The following is a 15,375-nucleotide window of genomic DNA, read 5'->3' on the forward strand; positions in this document are numbered from 1 at the left end:
GAATTTTGGAGAGGCCCGTGCTGACTGGGGATTGCGCCGGTATTGACGACGCGCGAAGACTGGGTCGATATCTGGGCGAAGGCAGCCCCTGCGACGCAACTTCATACCGGAGAATGGAGGCCGCGCTGGGAGGTTGTTGCTTCGGCTACCAACTCAAAGTGATTGTCCGGGAGAGTTCGGCGATGTCGCCATAGATCATCGAACCTGTGACGAGAAAACATTTATCACCGAGGACTTCGAAGAGTGAGCTTGCCGCTGTACAAACCGGCAGGTTCTTCGAATTGGCATACGTGCCGAGGGTCGCGGTTTCGACCTTACGGTGGGTCGCGGTTTCGACCTTACGGTCCTTGGCTTCGGCACAGCCGACACTGATCGCGAGGATTGCGATAGCAACGAGAGTCGTCTTGCTCATATTTTGCCCCTGGAGCCAGCTCTTGTCGGGTAAGTCGCGCGACGCATCAAAGTAGCACCGGCCCACGAACGGCTTCATCCATCGATTGGAGCAAAGCGGGCTCATCCCTAATTAGCAATATCTTGAGTAAGGCGCCGAGCGCACCGGACTCATGGAACGGCGCGCGGAATTTCCATTCGTGACGAGGTGGCGATCCCGGCCGCCTTCGCAAACGGGTCACTCAGCACTGCGTAAACGTCTCGATTCCGAGCTATAGCTTTCCGCATTCGATCATCGATCATACCAAGGTGAAGAAGGGGCGGCAGATCGAGCTTACCGGAGAGATCACTCGCGTAGACGAGGAAGGCGGCAGGGTGACTGTCGATCTGGGACCGCTGGTGACGATCGACATCGACAAGGTCAGGCTGGTCGAGAAGTACTGGACGCCAAAGCGCAAGAAGCCGCTGCGCGACATGGTGGATTAGCTCGCGGACCGCCGCTTATCCACGCGACATCGGTACCACTCAAACGAATGGCAATTTTCTGTCTGAATGCGTTTAGGGTCCACGGAGACCACGCATGGCTATCGCGCGGGAGACAGGTGACTCCCCGTTTCAAGGCTTCGAGATGCTACGAGCACCGAAAAGTCAGTTCCTTAAACCAAAAGATCGGGCGATCTGCCAGCGGGTTGTCGACCAAGTAACCGCCGATGCCAAATGGTACAGCACCCCGATGGACGGTCAGATTCTGGCCTCGACCACGCTGAATCTCTTTCAATCAGGGGTCGTAAACGAAACGAATTTGCTGGCACATGTTCGCGCGCGGCGCCACGACTTCACTAAACTGACAGGCTAGATCCTTCGCCCTCCCAGTGCCAGTTGGACTTTGTAATGGGACGCAGCGGGGAAGCACGTGTGGTTGATCGGCGCGTCTCGCGTCCATGGCCCGTTTTCCTGGGGCCGATCTTCCGCGATCTTGGCCCTCACCCGCATTGCTGAGGATTTCGTGAGGTGAATTGAGATCCGCCGACGGCGCGGATTCTCTGGGAGGATCAAGCCTGTTCCGCGGCTTTGCTCCGGAACAATGTCTTCTTCTGAAAGTTTTTCCTTAAATAGCAAAGGAGATTCGAAATGTCAGAAAGCCGGGAATGGTTTGTCCAATGGCTTAGAGACGCTCATGCCATGGAAGAGCAGGCAGAAACGATGTTGAACGGGCAGTTGAGCCGTATCGAGAACTATCCCGAACTGAGCGACCGGATCCGACAGCACCTCGACGAGACCAAGCAGCAGGCTGCCCGGCTGAAGACTTGTCTAGATCAGATGGACGAGGGTTCATCCATGATGAAGGATGCTGGCGGTAAGCTGACGGCGATGGCGCAATCGCTGAGCGGCGTCTTCGCTGGAGACGAGGTGATGAAAGGATCGCTCGCGAGCTACACGTTCGAGCACATGGAAATCGCCTCCTACACGATCCTGATTGCCGCCGCTCGATCGCTCGGCGAAACCGAGGTTCTTCGGGCTTGCGAAGAGAATCTGCAAGAGGAAGTCGCGATGGCGGATTGGCTGAAATCCCGTCTTCCCTCCACGACCGAGCAGTTCCTTGTGCGGGCCGAAGCCGACAGTGACAGCGCCAAGCGGTGAGCGGGTGGGACGCAGTCATCGTGAACTGGGTGACGGGGACTCGTCCGCCAGCGCGTCCCCTTCGTGAAGGCTGGACGACGAACACGCCTGGCTGTAGCAGGCGGTTGTCGAGTTGCGCATTTCCAGAAATTGCTACGACGAGTGATGCTAACATTGCGGCGTCGTGACTTTGAGAGTTGAAGCGTTCGTCTGCGCAAGCCTGGTCGAATACGCATTGCAATAGCCAAGATCGGAAGGGCTAGTGCAGCGCTCGGCGAGATCAAGCTTGAGGGGGCGTGTTAAAACGTTCGAAACGAGGTCGCGATAGCGGAATGCCCGAGAACACTCATCCCTGATCACTGAGCAGCGCGTGCGCGGGCAACGGCAGCGCCAAGCCGGATGGAAGAAAGTTCGTCCCGACAGCGGCAGGGCGCACCAGCGACGGGGAGAGGTTTCTGTCAGCGTTCCACTCAGCCCAGCCCAACGAGGGAACTTACATGGCGCGACGCGGCGTATCTGATGCCTCCGACGGGGCGTTCGGCGGCAATTCAGGCATTCATGATGCTCAAATCTCGCGTGGAAGCTTGCCATGGTCATCCGTCGAGAAGCGGGCTCTGCCCTGCCTGACAGCTACGACACCGAGCGTCGGCCCCTTATTCACGGCACCCTCGCACAAGCACTCGCGCGGCTTCAGAAATGGTTCAAAGATCCGGCAAAAAGCCTGCCTCCGCAGGTCGATCTGGTCGAGGGATTGCGAGGCCGTCAGGTAGCGCTGGCCCAACACAACGCCTTCCGCAGTCATCGTGAACACCGCAGCCGGGGCGTTGGCGCTGGCCTCGCTTGTTGCGCAGGTTTCGCCATCCACCCGCACCTCGAACACCCGTCCGTGCACCCGAAACTCAAATGTCTCGCCCAGCCGTGCCCGTTCGGGCCGGAACCGTGGAAGTCCATTATGCCGACCTGACCTTGCCTTTCACGAGGCGGTCACCGCGCGGCGTCTTTTGGCGAAAGGCGTCGCGAAGTTGATACTCGCAAAATCGTCTAAATCGCGCTCGCGAACTGGTCGATGCAGCGACTAGAAGACGGCAGCTGCCGCCGTAGAAATGCGAGCAGTTTCAAATCGAAGGGTGGCCGATGGCGCTTGCTCCGCGGTGTCGACTCCATCAGGCTTTGAAGCTAGCGATCCTGGCGGTGTCTGCCTTCGAAACATCCGGCAATCTGGCGTTCACTTGACGCCAAGGGCGTCCTTGAGTTCTGCCAATTTTTTCATGCAGCCTTGCTCGTCGCCAGCTTGGGACATCTTGTGAGCTTCCGCCATTAGCTGGCTAGGATGTTCGGCATTCTGGGCGCTACGGTTGCCAGTCACTTGCTCCTGATGAGGTGTGGTTGGCTTCACATTTCCCGCCGTTGATCCGGTGATTTCAGGATTACCCCCCTGCTGCTTGCCGGCCATGACCTCCTCTTGGTGCTTCGTCGCCGGGATGCCTGATTTATTTGGGCTCGCGCCCGTTTCGGCGGTGATGACGTTCGGCTCAAGCACTTTCAACTCTTGGCCGCAGTCGGCAAAGGCCGGCGACGCGAAAGCAAGTACGAGCGCCGACGCACTTACTATTCGTATAAACATGTGAACCTCCGATAGGCTTTTCCGTATGTCGAGGAAACGGCCACATATCCAAAGAGTTCCTGGTGGGGCCGGTCCATAACACGGTAATGAGGATATATTCCTCATCGACCTTGATAGTGATCCCACAGGTGCTTTCGCATGTCGCCCTGAAGCCGCCCAGCACGGAGGTTAAACATATCATTGGAAAATACCGCAACCATCTTTCATCTTGCCGCGTATGGTCCGATCATCTGCCGGTGTAAGTTTGAGGACATGCAATGAAGAAGGTCGCTGCTCTCCTGGTACTTTCCCTCGTTACCATGCTGCCCGCCGTGGCAGCCGCGCAGTCCTACGTGCCGGAGCTTGGGCCATCGCCGCCGCAGGATGCTATGCAGCTGTATCCCGGCGGTGTCGAGAAGGCGCTGGCCGCGCTGCCGGACATCGTCAAGAAAGTCAAGGAAGCATCCGACGTTCCCGGCTTCGCCGTGGCGGTGGTGCATGGCGGCAAAATGGTCTTTGACGAGGGATATGGCCTTCGCGACAACCGGGACGACACTTCTAAGGTCAGCAGCACCACCATTTTCCAGGTCGCCTCGGTGTCGAAGTCGATCTCGGCCACGGTGGCCGCGATCGCCATGACGAAGGACCACAGCTTCGACTGGGATACCCCGGTCGGCAAGGTCTGGGACGGCTTTCGCCTCGATCTCGACTATGTCTCGGGCAACGCCACCATCGGCGATTTCTTCGCCCATCGCTCGGGCCTGCCAATGGCGGCGGGCGACGAACTCGAGGATCTCGGCTTCCAGCGCAAGCAGATCGTCGGGAGCCTGTGGATGGTGCCGCTCGATCCCTTCCGCATCTCCTATCACTACGCCAATTTCGGCACGACGATCGGCGCCGAGGCAGTGGCCCACGCCGAGAAACAGCCTTGGGAGCCGCTGGCCAAGAGCCTGTTGTTCGATCCGCTCGGCATGCGCTCGAGCAGCTATCGGCACGAGGACTTCATTGCCGCCGGCAAGAACCGCGCCCTGCTGCATGCGCGCGTGGCGGAGAATGTGTTCGAGCCGCTCTATGACCGCGACCCCGACCAGCAGGCGCCGGCGGGCGGCGTCTCCTCCAGCGCCCAGGATCTTGCCAAGTGGATGATCCTGCTGCTTGGCGACGGCACCTATAGCGGCCAGCCCATGATCGACCCGAAGATCCTGCAGCCCGCCATCACACCGCAGAGCGTGACCTACCGCGGCGAGACGCCCGATACGCGGGCCAGCTCCTATGGCTACGGCTTCAATGTGGGGGTGAACGCCAATGGGCGCACCACCATGGGCCATTCCGGCGCCTTCCTGCTCGGCGCCGGCACCACCTTCCAGATCTTGCCCTCGGCCGATGTCGGCATCGTCGTGCTCACCAACGGCTCCCCCGTCGGCGCCGCCGAGGCGGTCGCCGCCAGCTTCATGGACATCGTGCAATATGGCCTGGTCACCCGCGACTGGTATCCCTACATCAAGCCGCGGTTCATGGCCTACTACAAGCCGGTGGGCGACCTCGTAGGCAAGGACAAGCCGACGAACCCCGCCAACGCGCGCAGTCCATCCTTCTACGAGGGCCAATATACGAGCAACTATTTCGACACCGCCACCGTGCGGGCCGATGGCGGCAAGCTGATGCTCGAACTCGGCCCCAAGCCCATGCAGTTCACGCTCGAGCACTGGGACGGCGACACCTACGCCCTCACGCCCCGCGGAGAAAACGCGCCGACCGGCTCGCTGTCATCGGTGAAGTTCGTTGGTTCCCCCGGCGGCATTCGCGCGCGGGTGATGACGGTGGACTATCTCAATGAGAACGGGTTGGGGCATTTTCAGAGGTAGGGGTGGGGCGTCGGGTGCTCCATGCAACCCACCCTGAAATCCTCCAGAACCTGAGCCAGTCCTCGCGCGCCGAGAAGCGCCACGACACGCCTCACCTGAAGCTTCCGTACCGCCGATCCTAAACGGCAAGGTTGGTTGCACCATTGAGGCGCGTGATGGATAGATGATACCGTCAGGCTGGGACGAGCGTTCGTGAAAGCCGCCGACCATCGGCGCCGGAGGTTCTGACGCTATGCCCGAATGACATCAGTTGGAACACCGATTCTGACGGCGTTGTCACCTTTGAGATCAACAACTCGAAGCGAGGCTGTGGTCGCGATCTCCGCATAGGGCCGTCGGGTCAGTTCCACCTCCTCTATTGGAAGATCGTCAAGGATTGCTTCGCGGCGGTCGCGGAGCACGGTCTCGAGGGAAGCACACCTTCAGAGAGTCACCGAGGTACAGAACGCCAAACCGGTTGGCGTCAAGACGGCGTCGAGGATCGCTGAACCGGCTCGGCGACTTCCCGTACCCCAATGGATCAGGATAGGTGCTCCAGTAGATCCGACCGAACGTCCGACCGCGCGGTATGGTCTCGATTTCGAGCTTTGCACGCCCAAAATCGGGTGGAGGTGGAACGCTGGGCATTCAGTCGAAATCGCCCCTGGCCATGCCTTCCGCCGCGGCCAAAACCGAGGCGTCATCGCCTTGTTGAAGGGCTCGAAGGCCGGTCCGGCCATCGAGGGCGCCATGGCGCGACACCAGAAATCGATAGACGGCCCAGGCACTGTTGCCCAACATGGCATGCAGCCCCGGCAATGCTTTGAAGGGACGACCGTCCTTGTCGAGTTGCCAGACAGGAAAGCGGAAACCGCGTTTGGCGCCATCGATGCCGAGCACCTGCCCACTCTGCCGCCTGGCGTTGACGGTCACGCGCGACGTGCCGAGCAGTCTGGCAAAGGCTTCCGCGCTCAGCATCTCCTCGCCGGCGACAATTTCGGCGACACGCTTGTGGCCACGCGCGCGCGCTCTGGCAAGAGCCGCCTCGAGTTCGGCATCGGGCATGCCCGTGTCCTCGACGGGAAACCCATCCGAAGCGATCGGTTGCTCTTCGACCGGCGTGATCGTCTGCGCATCGGCGGCCGGATCGACCTCTACCCGGAACGATACGCGATGGCCGATCTTGCGGCTGCGTGCAATCGCTTCCTGATAGCGTTCGAGCAATACCTTCTTGAAGTCTGCCTGTGCCGGCAGCTTTGTGGTGAAGCTCAGGGCGGCGACTCCCGCATGCGATGCGGTCCCGCTATGATTGATGCGTTTTGGAGCGGCCATGATGACAACCTGTTGCTGTCATCAATATAGCTACAGAGCGCAAGTTCGTAAAGTTCGATAATTCCGTAGAGTTCGTGTAGTCGTTTCAGCCAGCTACATCACACGACGCCCCATGCCCGAAACCTTCCCCCTCCCTATGATCTCGCGCTGCCCAAGCTCGCCGACCAGATTGAGCGCCCCCTGTTTTTGTCACCTTTAGCCGCTCCTGGATCATGCCTCCCGAGACAAGTGGCCGCGACAGCACGAGTTCGACCACGTCGGACAGTTTGGAGCTGGCGCGGCGGTCGCGGAGTTTCGCTCCATCTGGCTTTTCGCCATCAACAGCCGGTCGTGCTCCTTCAGCCCCACGAGTGCGGCGTCATGGATCGCATCGAGGGAGGCCAGCAACCGGTCACTGCGATTGTGTGCTCGCCGACGCTCGCGCGGAATGTTTTTGGCACCGAGATGCCGGCAGGCGAGATGGTTGGCGGCAAGACCTTCCTGCCGCAGCAGCGCGGCAATCAGCAGTGGCCCAAGCCATGCGGCAAGCTGCAGCACCTCGATGTTGTAGGACCAGGCCTTAAGCAGGATTGCACCGCGCAGAACGATGGGCTGATCGCTCGTCCCGGCAATCACGGCCTGCCATTCGGCCAGCCGTTCTTCTTTATTCCAGTCGAGATCGTAGATCAGGCCGTTTTGCGGCTCCGGCCGGTCACGTCGACCAGGCACGTCTGCGCCGCTGAGGATCTTTGATGAGCGTGCCAAGACAGCATCGATCTCGGCAAACTCCTCAGCCAGAAGCTCGTCCTCAATATCGTCCCGAACATCGGCTTCAACTACGCTGTTCCAGCCCCCCGCCTTCCCGGTTTTTTTGTTCCGCCGCCGGCAGGGCGCCACCCCTGGGCCGGCCAGCGCCAAAAAACCGTCGCGGCTGAGCGCCCAGTCCGGTCGGTGACGTGGTTGCGATCCCGGCCGCGGTACGGAGGGGTCACCGACGACCGTATCAGCGATACACGCACTTCCTTAGCAGGCGGCCCAGCAGCTTGGGTTAGGGGGCCGCTGGGCCTGACCAGCGAGCCTTCGGGAATGCCCGACTGGCTGGTTAGTACATTAGATAAATGTAATGTAATCGAACAATGTGAACGAAGTACTCGGCGGTAAGAAATTGACTGGCACGATTCACTTACCGCGCGCTTTTGCCTTGGGTTCTGGCGAGCTTTCGGACGGGTTTGCAGCCAATTTTGCAGATCGCCGATCTGTTACCCACAGGGCCTTTTTCCTCGCCACCAAATCGTCACGATCGCCCTCAGGGGTCGCTCGGCTATGCATGGCAGCTATGGCGAAGTCGGCTCTGTTGGTTCGATAGTCTTCTTTTTGGACAGTCATCGTTTTCTCCCAGTTTCATAGCCCCTCTTTTGCCCTTGCGGGGAGATTAACTGCCTGTGCATTACGCGAGTCAATCGATGGAACGACCACTCCGCAGTCGCGAGGGCGGGAAGCAAGCCGACAATTTTAACGTTGGAGCGGCTTACAGAGTGCCGGCAACACAGCCGCCCTTTTCGTCGGGCTGCGTTGATCGCGTCCATGTTGCCCTTCAGCTCGCCGATCTTGGCTTCACCTGCCTTGATGTCTGTGTTGTCGATCATGGCGATCGAGCACTGCCGCACCGCGACCCTTGGCGGTCACGTGGAGGCCTGCGAGGATGCGGCCAGTGGGTCCCAAGCCAGTCCGCACGATAACAGCGACGCATCGGGAAATTTGGCCAGGCTCTCAAGAATTGTGTCCGTCGCCTTCACCAGGCCCTCGGGCGTGAACTGCCCAAAAAAAGAAATTGGATCGAAGGAGAAGTCGTACTCTCCAAGATCCGGTGTGTCCTTTTCCCAGACCTTCTTCTTCGATTTCGATGCCAAGGCTGGTACCGCTTGCCCCGCCTGAGCGCGCGCCCGTCTTTGGACACCTCCGCCTTTGAATGGCTGTTATGGCGCGAGGCAGACAGCCGATTTGCACGCGATAGTACATCGCCGCCCTCTGCGAGTGCCAGGCAGCATGTTCGTTCGAGGCGTGACGCCCAAAAGCGGACGGCCCGCGGTCAGGCCAGCCGCTTGAATGGCGTTTCGGCCCAAAGCACAGGCTCGGTTATGCGGTAGAATTGTCGCGTCGCGATCAAGGCTGACGGGCTGACATCAACCATCAGACCGATGATCGTCATATCACCATGTGCGAGCGCAGGCCCAAGCTGCTTCGGATTCCAGCCAATCGATGCGAGGCGGTCGAACCAGTACTCCTCGCACACGATTGTCAGATTGCTGATATGTCGCTGGATACAGAATTCCAAAATTCCGCAGTAGATCACGCCGGCTGCCTGGCAAGGTCGGCCGGGCTCACGAAGATCCCGCGCCACGAAGAACCTGGTCCATTCAAAGATATTGGGTCGGCGCGGAACGCCGCCGTCGGCGAGTTGCGGAAAGGTTTCGCTCATCAGATGGGGCCGAAGGCTCGGCACGAAACGGGATCCGGCAACGACGCCTCTTCCTGGCTGGATACCGAGCAGATGAATCGCTTCTGGAGTATCGAACGCGTCGATCTCGCGACCGTCGGGGCGTCTCAGGTCCTGCCATCCACGTTCATCGACATAGATTTCATGCCGCAGGCGGAAGTAGCTGTCGAGATCCCCTCGATAGGCAAAGCTGTTTGACGCGTCGACGACATGGACCTGAATCATTGCGGTTCCTCGAGATGGAACCCCATCCGACCACGCGACGATTGCCCGGGAAATACCCAGATCTGGGGATGGATCAAAGTTCGATTTCGTGCCTGCGAAACGCCTCGACGATCGCGTGCACAACGTTGGCGGTACTGAGCTTCTGCTTGATGTTGCGCAGGTGGGTCGTCACAGTGTTTTCCGAGATGCCAAGTATTCGGGAAACCTCCCACGCGGTCTTTCCTCCCGCGACCCACTGCAGGATTTCACGCTCTCGTTGGGAAAGCTTTTGTCTCGGCCGCCTGCGCGAGTTATCAACGAGGCGTTCGGCAGCCGAATAGGCATGGCGCGCAAGGGCATGAATGGTGCAGCGCACCGTCGGCGCCAAATCAATTTCATTTCCGGCAACCGTTACACAGGCCGGATCGCCAAACGCGGGCTGGATCGGGATACAGATCCCGTCGCAAAGCCCAAACTCTTTCGCTTCATCCATCACCCTCGTGGCATTTCGGTCCGTCAAGCCATGATGGACGTCCCGCCAGAGGAAGGGGCCGATCGCACCACGGCACACAGCAACACAAGGGTCATGGCGATAGTGTCCGGCAGCCATATAGCGGTCGTACCATTCCTGCGGCCAACCGTTGACAAGGATGTGTCCATCCAGTGATCCGGTGTCCTGGCGTGGCAATTCGGTGACGAGACAGGCTGCGTAGCCGTGACATTCGATGCTCTTGCGCAGTTGCCGAATGATCTCGGGGGCGCTGGTTGCACGGTCAATCTGCGCGGTTGCTTCAAAGATTTGTATTAGCTGGTCCTGTAAGACGCCCCCGTGAACCGCCGCCATTGTAGGCCCTTTCAATGTACTGAGACAAAGAAAACAAAATAAATAACTTAGGTCCGACCGCAACGTCCGTCATGACTTTTGACTACTATAGTAGGTGGCACTAAAGGGCGCGTTCTGACTGCCTCGCCGCATGAGGCTGAGGTCTGTTTTTGCTCGCAATCTGAGGTTGCTTCGCCAGGGCACCGGCTTATCGCAGGAGCAGCTCGCGGACCTTGCCGGCCTCGACCGCAACTATGTCGGCAAGCTCGAGCGGGAGGAAAACTCACCGACCGTCGACACCCTGGAGGTACTGGCGTTGGCATTGCAAGTTGACGTGGAGCAGCTCATCCGTCGAAACTCGCCGTGATGCACTGGTCAGCAGGCCGCCGAGAGCATCAGGATTTTCCCTTGCGCCGCTCACGCGGCGCCACAGCACAATCACCAGCTGAGGCTCGGGCGTTTTTGCCGGGCCGTTTCGTCAGCTCCTCGATGTCGACGCTCAATGCGGTGGCAAGCTTTGCGAGCGACAGGAGTGTGGGATTGCGACGGCCGGCCTCGAGACCACTCAGATAGGCGCGCGTGAATCCTGAACGGAACGACAGTTCCTCTTGAGAGAGGGCCTGTGCGCGCCGAATCCTCTGTACGTTGAGGCCGACAACCAACCGTAGGTCCATGACGGCATGGTCGTCGCTGGGCACACTTTAGGACGACACACTATAATGAACATTCGTCATTGACAGGCGCGGCCATTGCTGCTTTCCTCATCATATTAAGGAACGCCATTCCGAAATAAGGAACGCCAGTGACAGGAAATCTTTCGTTGGAACGTGGGCTTGCGGTTCTCAATGTCCTCAAGGAAGCGGACGAAGCTGTCGGGGTGCGCGAACTCGCCCGCCGGCTTGAGCAGAGCGCTCCCGCCGTGCAGCGAATTCTGAATACCCTGGCAGAGCAGGGCTATGTCGAGCAGTCGCCAGACTCGCGGCGCTACCGGCTGGGTCACTCCGTGCTGGCGCTGGCGCGGAAGGTCCTGGGCAGAGATCGCCTGGTTGGTTTGGCTGAAATCGAACTGCAGGCGCTGGCCGCCGAAGGGTGCTTCAACGCATTCCTCGGTATCAGGCGGGGCAGCTGCGGAATTTATCTCCTGACCGTGCAGAGCAAGAGTCCGGTCGTCATTCGTTCTTCACCTGGCGAGACCTTCCCCTTGCATTCCACCGCGTTGGGCAAGGCGCTCCTGATGGAGCTGAGCGGCGAGGCGGTCATTGCGATTCTTGGACGAGGTCCACTGGAGCAGGTTGCCGTACGCACAGTCACTGATCCGCACAAGCTCGTTGCTCAAATCAGAGCGTCCGAGCCCATTGGTTACACAACATCCCTGGACGAGAACTTTACCGGGCTGATTGCGGTCGGCGCACCGCTTCGCGATGCGTCAGGCACAATCATCGCGGCTATAAGTGCGGCCTACCCCCGCTCAGTGGGACCGCATGTGGAGATCGCTGAGATTGGAGAGGCAGTAATGGCGGCTGCGGCGCGCATTTCCAACGGCCTCGGCTTTCTGGAAGCAAAACAGTCTCGGGATTCCCATCATGCTGCTTAACGAAGCGCGCCTCAAACAATGCATGACGGCAGCCGGGCTTGACGCAATTATAGCGACTGCCCCGGAAAACGTGACCTATATGAGCGGCTTCTGGGCTCTGCCGCAATGGATCCGTCGCGGCCCGCAGGCTTATGTGGTGTGGCCGGCTCCTGACAAGGGCACGCCTGAAATCATCGCCAGCTCCAGCACGCTCGACCTCGTTGCCGATCAGGAACTGTGGGTAAGGAAGGTTCGGCGCTATGGCGATTTTTATGCCGATGTCGGTTCCTCGACCGCCGTGGACCTCGCCAATGAACGGCACCTCCAGCTTCGAGACCTGCCGAGGCATGGCGATGCCATTGCGGCTTTGGTCGCCTCATTGGAAGAGGCCCAGCTCGGCCGTGGGCGGATCGGCATAGACGAGGCGGGGCTCGCGCCAGGATACCAGGAAACCCTTAGAGCCCATTTTCCCAATGCATCGTTCCTACCAGCCACCGCATTGCTTCGCGAGGTTCGTGCCGTAAAAACGGCAGATGAAATCGAACGGCTCGGCCAAGTTGCCCAGATTGCCGAACGCTCCATTCAAGCAGCACTCGGCATTGCTCAGGAAGGCGCCACCGAAGCAGATCTGGCGCGCGCTTTTCATGTCAGGACGGTCGAGGAAGGCGCCCTGCCCGTACTGGGATGCATCGGCTTTGGCGAGCGCAGCGCGCTCATGAACGTCCAGCCGTCTGACCGCAGGTTGCGCGCTGGAGAAATCATTCGCTTCGACGTCGGTGGCCGGTTCCGGCACTACCGCGCCGACATTGCCCGCATCGCCACGCTGGGCGAGCCGCCGCCGCAGGCGCATCGACTTCAGCAGGCGCTGCTGCGCGGCGTTCAGCATGCGTGCGACATTATCCGTCCGGGCATGGCAGCAGCACAGCTCTTCGAGACGGTCGTGCGTGTGGTGAAGCGCGAAGGAATTGCCCACTACGAGCGCGATCACGTCGGACATGGCATCGGCCTTGATGGTTATGATGCGCCGACGCTCTCGGCGCGCAGTACAGACATCCTTGAAGAAGGAATGGTGCTGTGCGTGGAGACCCCCTACTACGAAATCGGCCGCTGGGGACTCCAGGTGGAGGACATGGTGGTTGTTCGCGAGCGCGGAGTGGAGCGGCTGACGCAGACGCACGATGCAATCACCCGGGTGCCGTTATGAGCCGCGCGGCAGGGTTTTCCTGTATTCGATGCGGCGCCTTGTTCCGGATCGATACCAAAATCGACTCGCGCGGCTGCCCGAAATGCTGTGCCGAAGCACCGGCCAATCTTAAGGTCGTCTACGATCCGTCCGGAGCTACATCGACCGCTTCCACAGCGGGTGCCACCCTGCCCTCGCTCTGGCGCTATGCCGACATGCTTCCTTGTGGACTCAGCGATGCAATCTCCTTGGGCGAGGGCCTGACGCCGTTGCTGAGCGCCGAGAAGCTGGGAAAGCAGCTCGGCGTCCCCAAGCTGCTTATCAAGGACGAGGGCGCAAACCCTACCTGGTCCCACAAGGACCGCTTCTCAACGGTGGCGGTGTCGATGGCACGTTTGAGTGGCGCACGCGTGGTGGCGACTGCTTCGTCGGGGAACGCCGGGGCCTCACTTGCCGCCTATGCTGCACGGGCGGGCCTGAAATGCGTCGTTGTCACATTCTCAGGCACCGCCGGCGCAATGTTGGCGCAGATCCGCAAATACGGCGCAAGTGTCGTATCCCTGGCCGACAAGTCCCATCGCTGGCCATTGCTTGCCGCTGGCACCGAGCGCCTCGGATGGTTTGCAACGTCACCGTTTCACAGCCCCGTGGTGGGCAGTCATCCCGTCGGGATCGAGGGCTACAAGACCCTGGCTTACGAAATCGTCGAACAAATGCACGGTGCCGTGCCGGACTGGTGCGCCTTGCCTGTTTGCTACGGGGACGCGCTTGCCGGGCTGTGGGCCGGATTCAAGGATCTTCTCAGCCAAGGCAAGATCGAGCGGTTGCCGAGACTCGTGGCGGCGGAAGTGCATGGATCTTTGGCCAGATCCCTTGCCGGCAAGGGAGATCTGGTTGCCGAAGTGCCCGCAAGCTTCGACACGCTTGCCATCTCGATCGGCACCACACGAAGCACGTTTCAGGCGCTCAACGCCCTGCGTGAATCTGGCGGCACGGCAATGCCGGTCGGCAATATCGGCTTGATAGCGATGCAGCAGCAGCTTGCGGCCACCGAGGGTGTGTTTGCCGAGCTTGCCTCGGTGACGCCATTTGCAGCTATCGAATCCCTGAGGCGAGAAGGCACCATCGCGCGGTCGGACACCGTCGTTGCCATCGTGACAGCGAGCGGCCTCAAGGATTTGGATCGTTCGACCGGTCCGAACAAAGCACAAGCATCGTTTCAGTCAGTTGCCGAAGCATGGGAATACGTTGCCGAGGGCCGTGACTATTTCACGCCCTCACTTGAACGGCGCGCGACCAAGATGTCCTGAAGAGAAGATAGAGGCGATCATGAACGGATGCGATTTCTGATCGATTGATGATCTCGTCCACCATTGGACGGTATTGCGACTTCCTAAAAGCTATCCAGGAGAGGCAAATTCAACTCGCTTAGCGAGCGGAATCTCGATTCAAACATGATGTAAGGGGAATGTTCATGCTTCGCAAAACGCTCATCGGCTGGCTCGCAGCCCTCAGTGTCGCAATGGCAACTCAGACGATGGCTGAGGAAACGCTCAGAGTCGGCGTCACGCCAACCGGAGTGCCGTTCACGTTTGTCGACACCGCAACCCAAAAGCCGACAGGCGCGATGGTCGATCTGGCAAGTGCGATTGCCGCGAGCCTTGGCACGACCGCCGATTTTCAAATAAACGCTTTTCCAGCCCTGATCCCGGCATTGACGACCGACAAAATCAATCTGATTTCCGCCAGCATGTTCATAACGGACAAACGAAAGCAGGTAATCGATTTCAGCACGCCGGTTTACGCCTATGGCGAGGCGATGTTTGTTGCTGCCGGCGATAGCAAAAACTACACGATCGAGGAACTCAGAGGTGCGACCGTCGGGGCGCAGATCGGCTCGACCTATGCTGATGCTCTGGAAGCGCTTGGCGTCTTCGGTCAAGTCAAGCTCTACGACTCAATCGCTGACATGATGCGCGATGTGGTTCTGGGCCGCATCAAGGCCGGTTTCGGTGACGCCCCGATCGTCGCATATCAGCTTTCAAAGAATCCCGGCCTGGGTGTTCGCCTCGTCGACGGCTATCAGCCGATGAAAAAAGGCGAGGTCGCGTTGGCGGTTGCCAAGGAAAATCCACTGCTTCTCGAAAAGGTGAATGCCTCCATCGCCAAGCTGAAGGAAAGCGGCGAATTAAGCCGAATATTTGCCAAATATGGCCTTTGAGGCCGACCCGCACTGACCTCGACAGAAGCGCCGGCTGGCAGGACCAAAGGACCGCATCGGAATGACCGGCTTTGACGGCCGGGGTACGTGCCAAGAGGAAGCCGGC

Annotated in this window: 21 protein-coding genes; 10 read left to right on the forward strand and 11 right to left on the reverse strand. The window is 59.7% G+C overall.

All coding sequences use genetic code 11. The features are described from left to right. Window positions 1-145: 145 nt before the first annotated feature. Window positions 146-490 (reverse strand): hypothetical protein, encoded by a 345-nt coding sequence (locus NKH99_RS15520; protein ID WP_353014597.1) that lies wholly within the window; start codon window positions 488-490, stop codon window positions 146-148. Window positions 491-699: 209 nt separating this feature from the next. Here NKH99_RS15520 and NKH99_RS15525 point away from each other — a divergent pair, with 209 nt between their 5' ends. From NKH99_RS15525 to NKH99_RS15540, 4 genes are all read left to right on the forward strand, one after another. Beyond that, window positions 700-876 carry a hypothetical protein gene (locus tag NKH99_RS15525; RefSeq protein WP_353014599.1) on the forward strand — a complete coding sequence of 59 codons (177 nt, stop codon included), beginning with the start codon at window positions 700-702 and terminating at the stop codon, window positions 874-876. A 94-nt stretch (window positions 877-970) separates the two neighbouring features. After that, window positions 971-1,246 carry a hypothetical protein gene (locus NKH99_RS15530; protein ID WP_353014601.1) on the forward strand — a complete coding sequence of 92 codons (276 nt, stop codon included), beginning with the start codon at window positions 971-973 and terminating at the stop codon, window positions 1,244-1,246. 275 nt (window positions 1,247-1,521) lie between these two features. Then, on the forward strand, window positions 1,522-2,031 hold the full coding sequence (locus NKH99_RS15535; RefSeq protein ID WP_352612666.1) for a ferritin-like domain-containing protein: 510 nt from the start codon (window positions 1,522-1,524) through the stop codon (window positions 2,029-2,031). 568 nt (window positions 2,032-2,599) lie between these two features. After that, entirely contained in the window at window positions 2,600-2,974 is a 375-nt protein-coding gene (locus NKH99_RS15540; RefSeq protein ID WP_353014603.1) for a hypothetical protein, read from the forward strand. Window positions 2,975-3,235: 261 nt separating this feature from the next. Here the strand turns inward: NKH99_RS15540 and NKH99_RS15545 are convergent, their stop codons facing one another. Beyond that, complete coding sequence (locus NKH99_RS15545; protein WP_353014605.1) at window positions 3,236-3,634, reverse strand: hypothetical protein; 399 nt, start codon at window positions 3,632-3,634, stop codon at window positions 3,236-3,238. Between the two features lie 257 nt (window positions 3,635-3,891). On the opposite strand from NKH99_RS15545, the gene NKH99_RS15550 reads away from it, so the two are divergent. Then, window positions 3,892-5,478: a serine hydrolase gene (locus NKH99_RS15550; protein ID WP_353014607.1), complete on the forward strand. Its 1,587-nt coding sequence runs from the start codon at window positions 3,892-3,894 to the stop codon at window positions 5,476-5,478. Window positions 5,479-6,105: 627 nt separating this feature from the next. Here NKH99_RS15550 and NKH99_RS15555 read toward each other — a convergent pair. The 8 genes from NKH99_RS15555 to NKH99_RS15590 form a co-directional block, all read right to left on the reverse strand. After that, window positions 6,106-6,789, reverse strand: coding sequence for an XRE family transcriptional regulator (locus NKH99_RS15555; protein WP_353014609.1), 684 nt, complete (start codon window positions 6,787-6,789; stop codon window positions 6,106-6,108). An 85-nt stretch (window positions 6,790-6,874) separates the two neighbouring features. Further along, window positions 6,875-7,045 carry a helix-turn-helix domain-containing protein gene (locus NKH99_RS15560; RefSeq protein WP_353014611.1) on the reverse strand — a complete coding sequence of 57 codons (171 nt, stop codon included), beginning with the start codon at window positions 7,043-7,045 and terminating at the stop codon, window positions 6,875-6,877. Next, the gene (locus tag NKH99_RS15565) at window positions 7,000-7,686 is read right to left on the reverse strand and encodes a DUF1612 domain-containing protein (protein WP_353014613.1); all 687 of its coding nucleotides are present in this window, start codon (window positions 7,684-7,686) and stop codon (window positions 7,000-7,002) included. The genes NKH99_RS15560 and NKH99_RS15565 overlap by 46 nt, the downstream gene beginning before the upstream one ends. Window positions 7,687-7,947: 261 nt before the next feature. After that, window positions 7,948-8,154: a hypothetical protein gene (locus NKH99_RS15570; RefSeq protein ID WP_352503486.1), complete on the reverse strand. Its 207-nt coding sequence runs from the start codon at window positions 8,152-8,154 to the stop codon at window positions 7,948-7,950. Continuing rightward, the gene (locus NKH99_RS15575) at window positions 8,151-8,414 is read right to left on the reverse strand and encodes a hypothetical protein (protein WP_353014615.1); all 264 of its coding nucleotides are present in this window, start codon (window positions 8,412-8,414) and stop codon (window positions 8,151-8,153) included. The genes NKH99_RS15570 and NKH99_RS15575 overlap by 4 nt, the downstream gene beginning before the upstream one ends. Before the next feature lie 36 nt (window positions 8,415-8,450). Further along, the gene (locus NKH99_RS15580; RefSeq protein WP_353014616.1) at window positions 8,451-8,678 is read right to left on the reverse strand and encodes a hypothetical protein; all 228 of its coding nucleotides are present in this window, start codon (window positions 8,676-8,678) and stop codon (window positions 8,451-8,453) included. Window positions 8,679-8,857: 179 nt separating this feature from the next. Next, window positions 8,858-9,490, reverse strand: a complete 633-nt coding sequence (locus NKH99_RS15585) for an acyl-homoserine-lactone synthase (RefSeq protein ID WP_353014617.1) — start codon at window positions 9,488-9,490, stop codon at window positions 8,858-8,860. A 73-nt stretch (window positions 9,491-9,563) separates the two neighbouring features. Then, window positions 9,564-10,313 carry an autoinducer binding domain-containing protein gene (locus tag NKH99_RS15590; RefSeq protein WP_353014618.1) on the reverse strand — a complete coding sequence of 250 codons (750 nt, stop codon included), beginning with the start codon at window positions 10,311-10,313 and terminating at the stop codon, window positions 9,564-9,566. A gap of 130 nt (window positions 10,314-10,443) precedes the next feature. Here NKH99_RS15590 and NKH99_RS15595 point away from each other — a divergent pair, with 130 nt between their 5' ends. Beyond that, complete coding sequence (locus NKH99_RS15595) at window positions 10,444-10,659, forward strand: helix-turn-helix domain-containing protein (RefSeq protein ID WP_023679380.1); 216 nt, start codon at window positions 10,444-10,446, stop codon at window positions 10,657-10,659. A gap of 28 nt (window positions 10,660-10,687) precedes the next feature. On the opposite strand, the gene NKH99_RS15600 is transcribed toward NKH99_RS15595, so the two are convergent. Next, a complete protein-coding gene (locus NKH99_RS15600; protein ID WP_353014619.1) occupies window positions 10,688-10,990 on the reverse strand; it encodes a helix-turn-helix domain-containing protein in 303 nt (100 codons plus the stop codon). Between the two features lie 122 nt (window positions 10,991-11,112). On the opposite strand from NKH99_RS15600, the gene NKH99_RS15605 reads away from it, so the two are divergent. The 4 genes from NKH99_RS15605 (at window position 11,113) to NKH99_RS15620 (ending at window position 15,269) form a co-directional block, all read left to right on the forward strand. Continuing rightward, window positions 11,113-11,886 (forward strand): IclR family transcriptional regulator, encoded by a 774-nt coding sequence (locus NKH99_RS15605; protein ID WP_353014620.1) that lies wholly within the window; start codon window positions 11,113-11,115, stop codon window positions 11,884-11,886. Then, a complete protein-coding gene (locus NKH99_RS15610; RefSeq protein ID WP_353014621.1) occupies window positions 11,876-13,069 on the forward strand; it encodes a M24 family metallopeptidase in 1,194 nt (397 codons plus the stop codon). The genes NKH99_RS15605 and NKH99_RS15610 overlap by 11 nt, the downstream gene beginning before the upstream one ends. After that, complete coding sequence (locus NKH99_RS15615; RefSeq protein ID WP_353014622.1) at window positions 13,066-14,358, forward strand: threonine synthase; 1,293 nt, start codon at window positions 13,066-13,068, stop codon at window positions 14,356-14,358. The genes NKH99_RS15610 and NKH99_RS15615 overlap by 4 nt, the downstream gene beginning before the upstream one ends. Before the next feature lie 164 nt (window positions 14,359-14,522). After that, window positions 14,523-15,269, forward strand: coding sequence for a substrate-binding periplasmic protein (locus NKH99_RS15620; RefSeq protein WP_352472981.1), 747 nt, complete (start codon window positions 14,523-14,525; stop codon window positions 15,267-15,269). The last annotated feature ends 106 nt before the right edge of the window (window positions 15,270-15,375 follow it).

Source organism: Mesorhizobium sp. M0854 (genome assembly GCF_040319815.1).
Classification (GTDB): Bacteria; Pseudomonadota; Alphaproteobacteria; order Rhizobiales; family Rhizobiaceae; genus Mesorhizobium.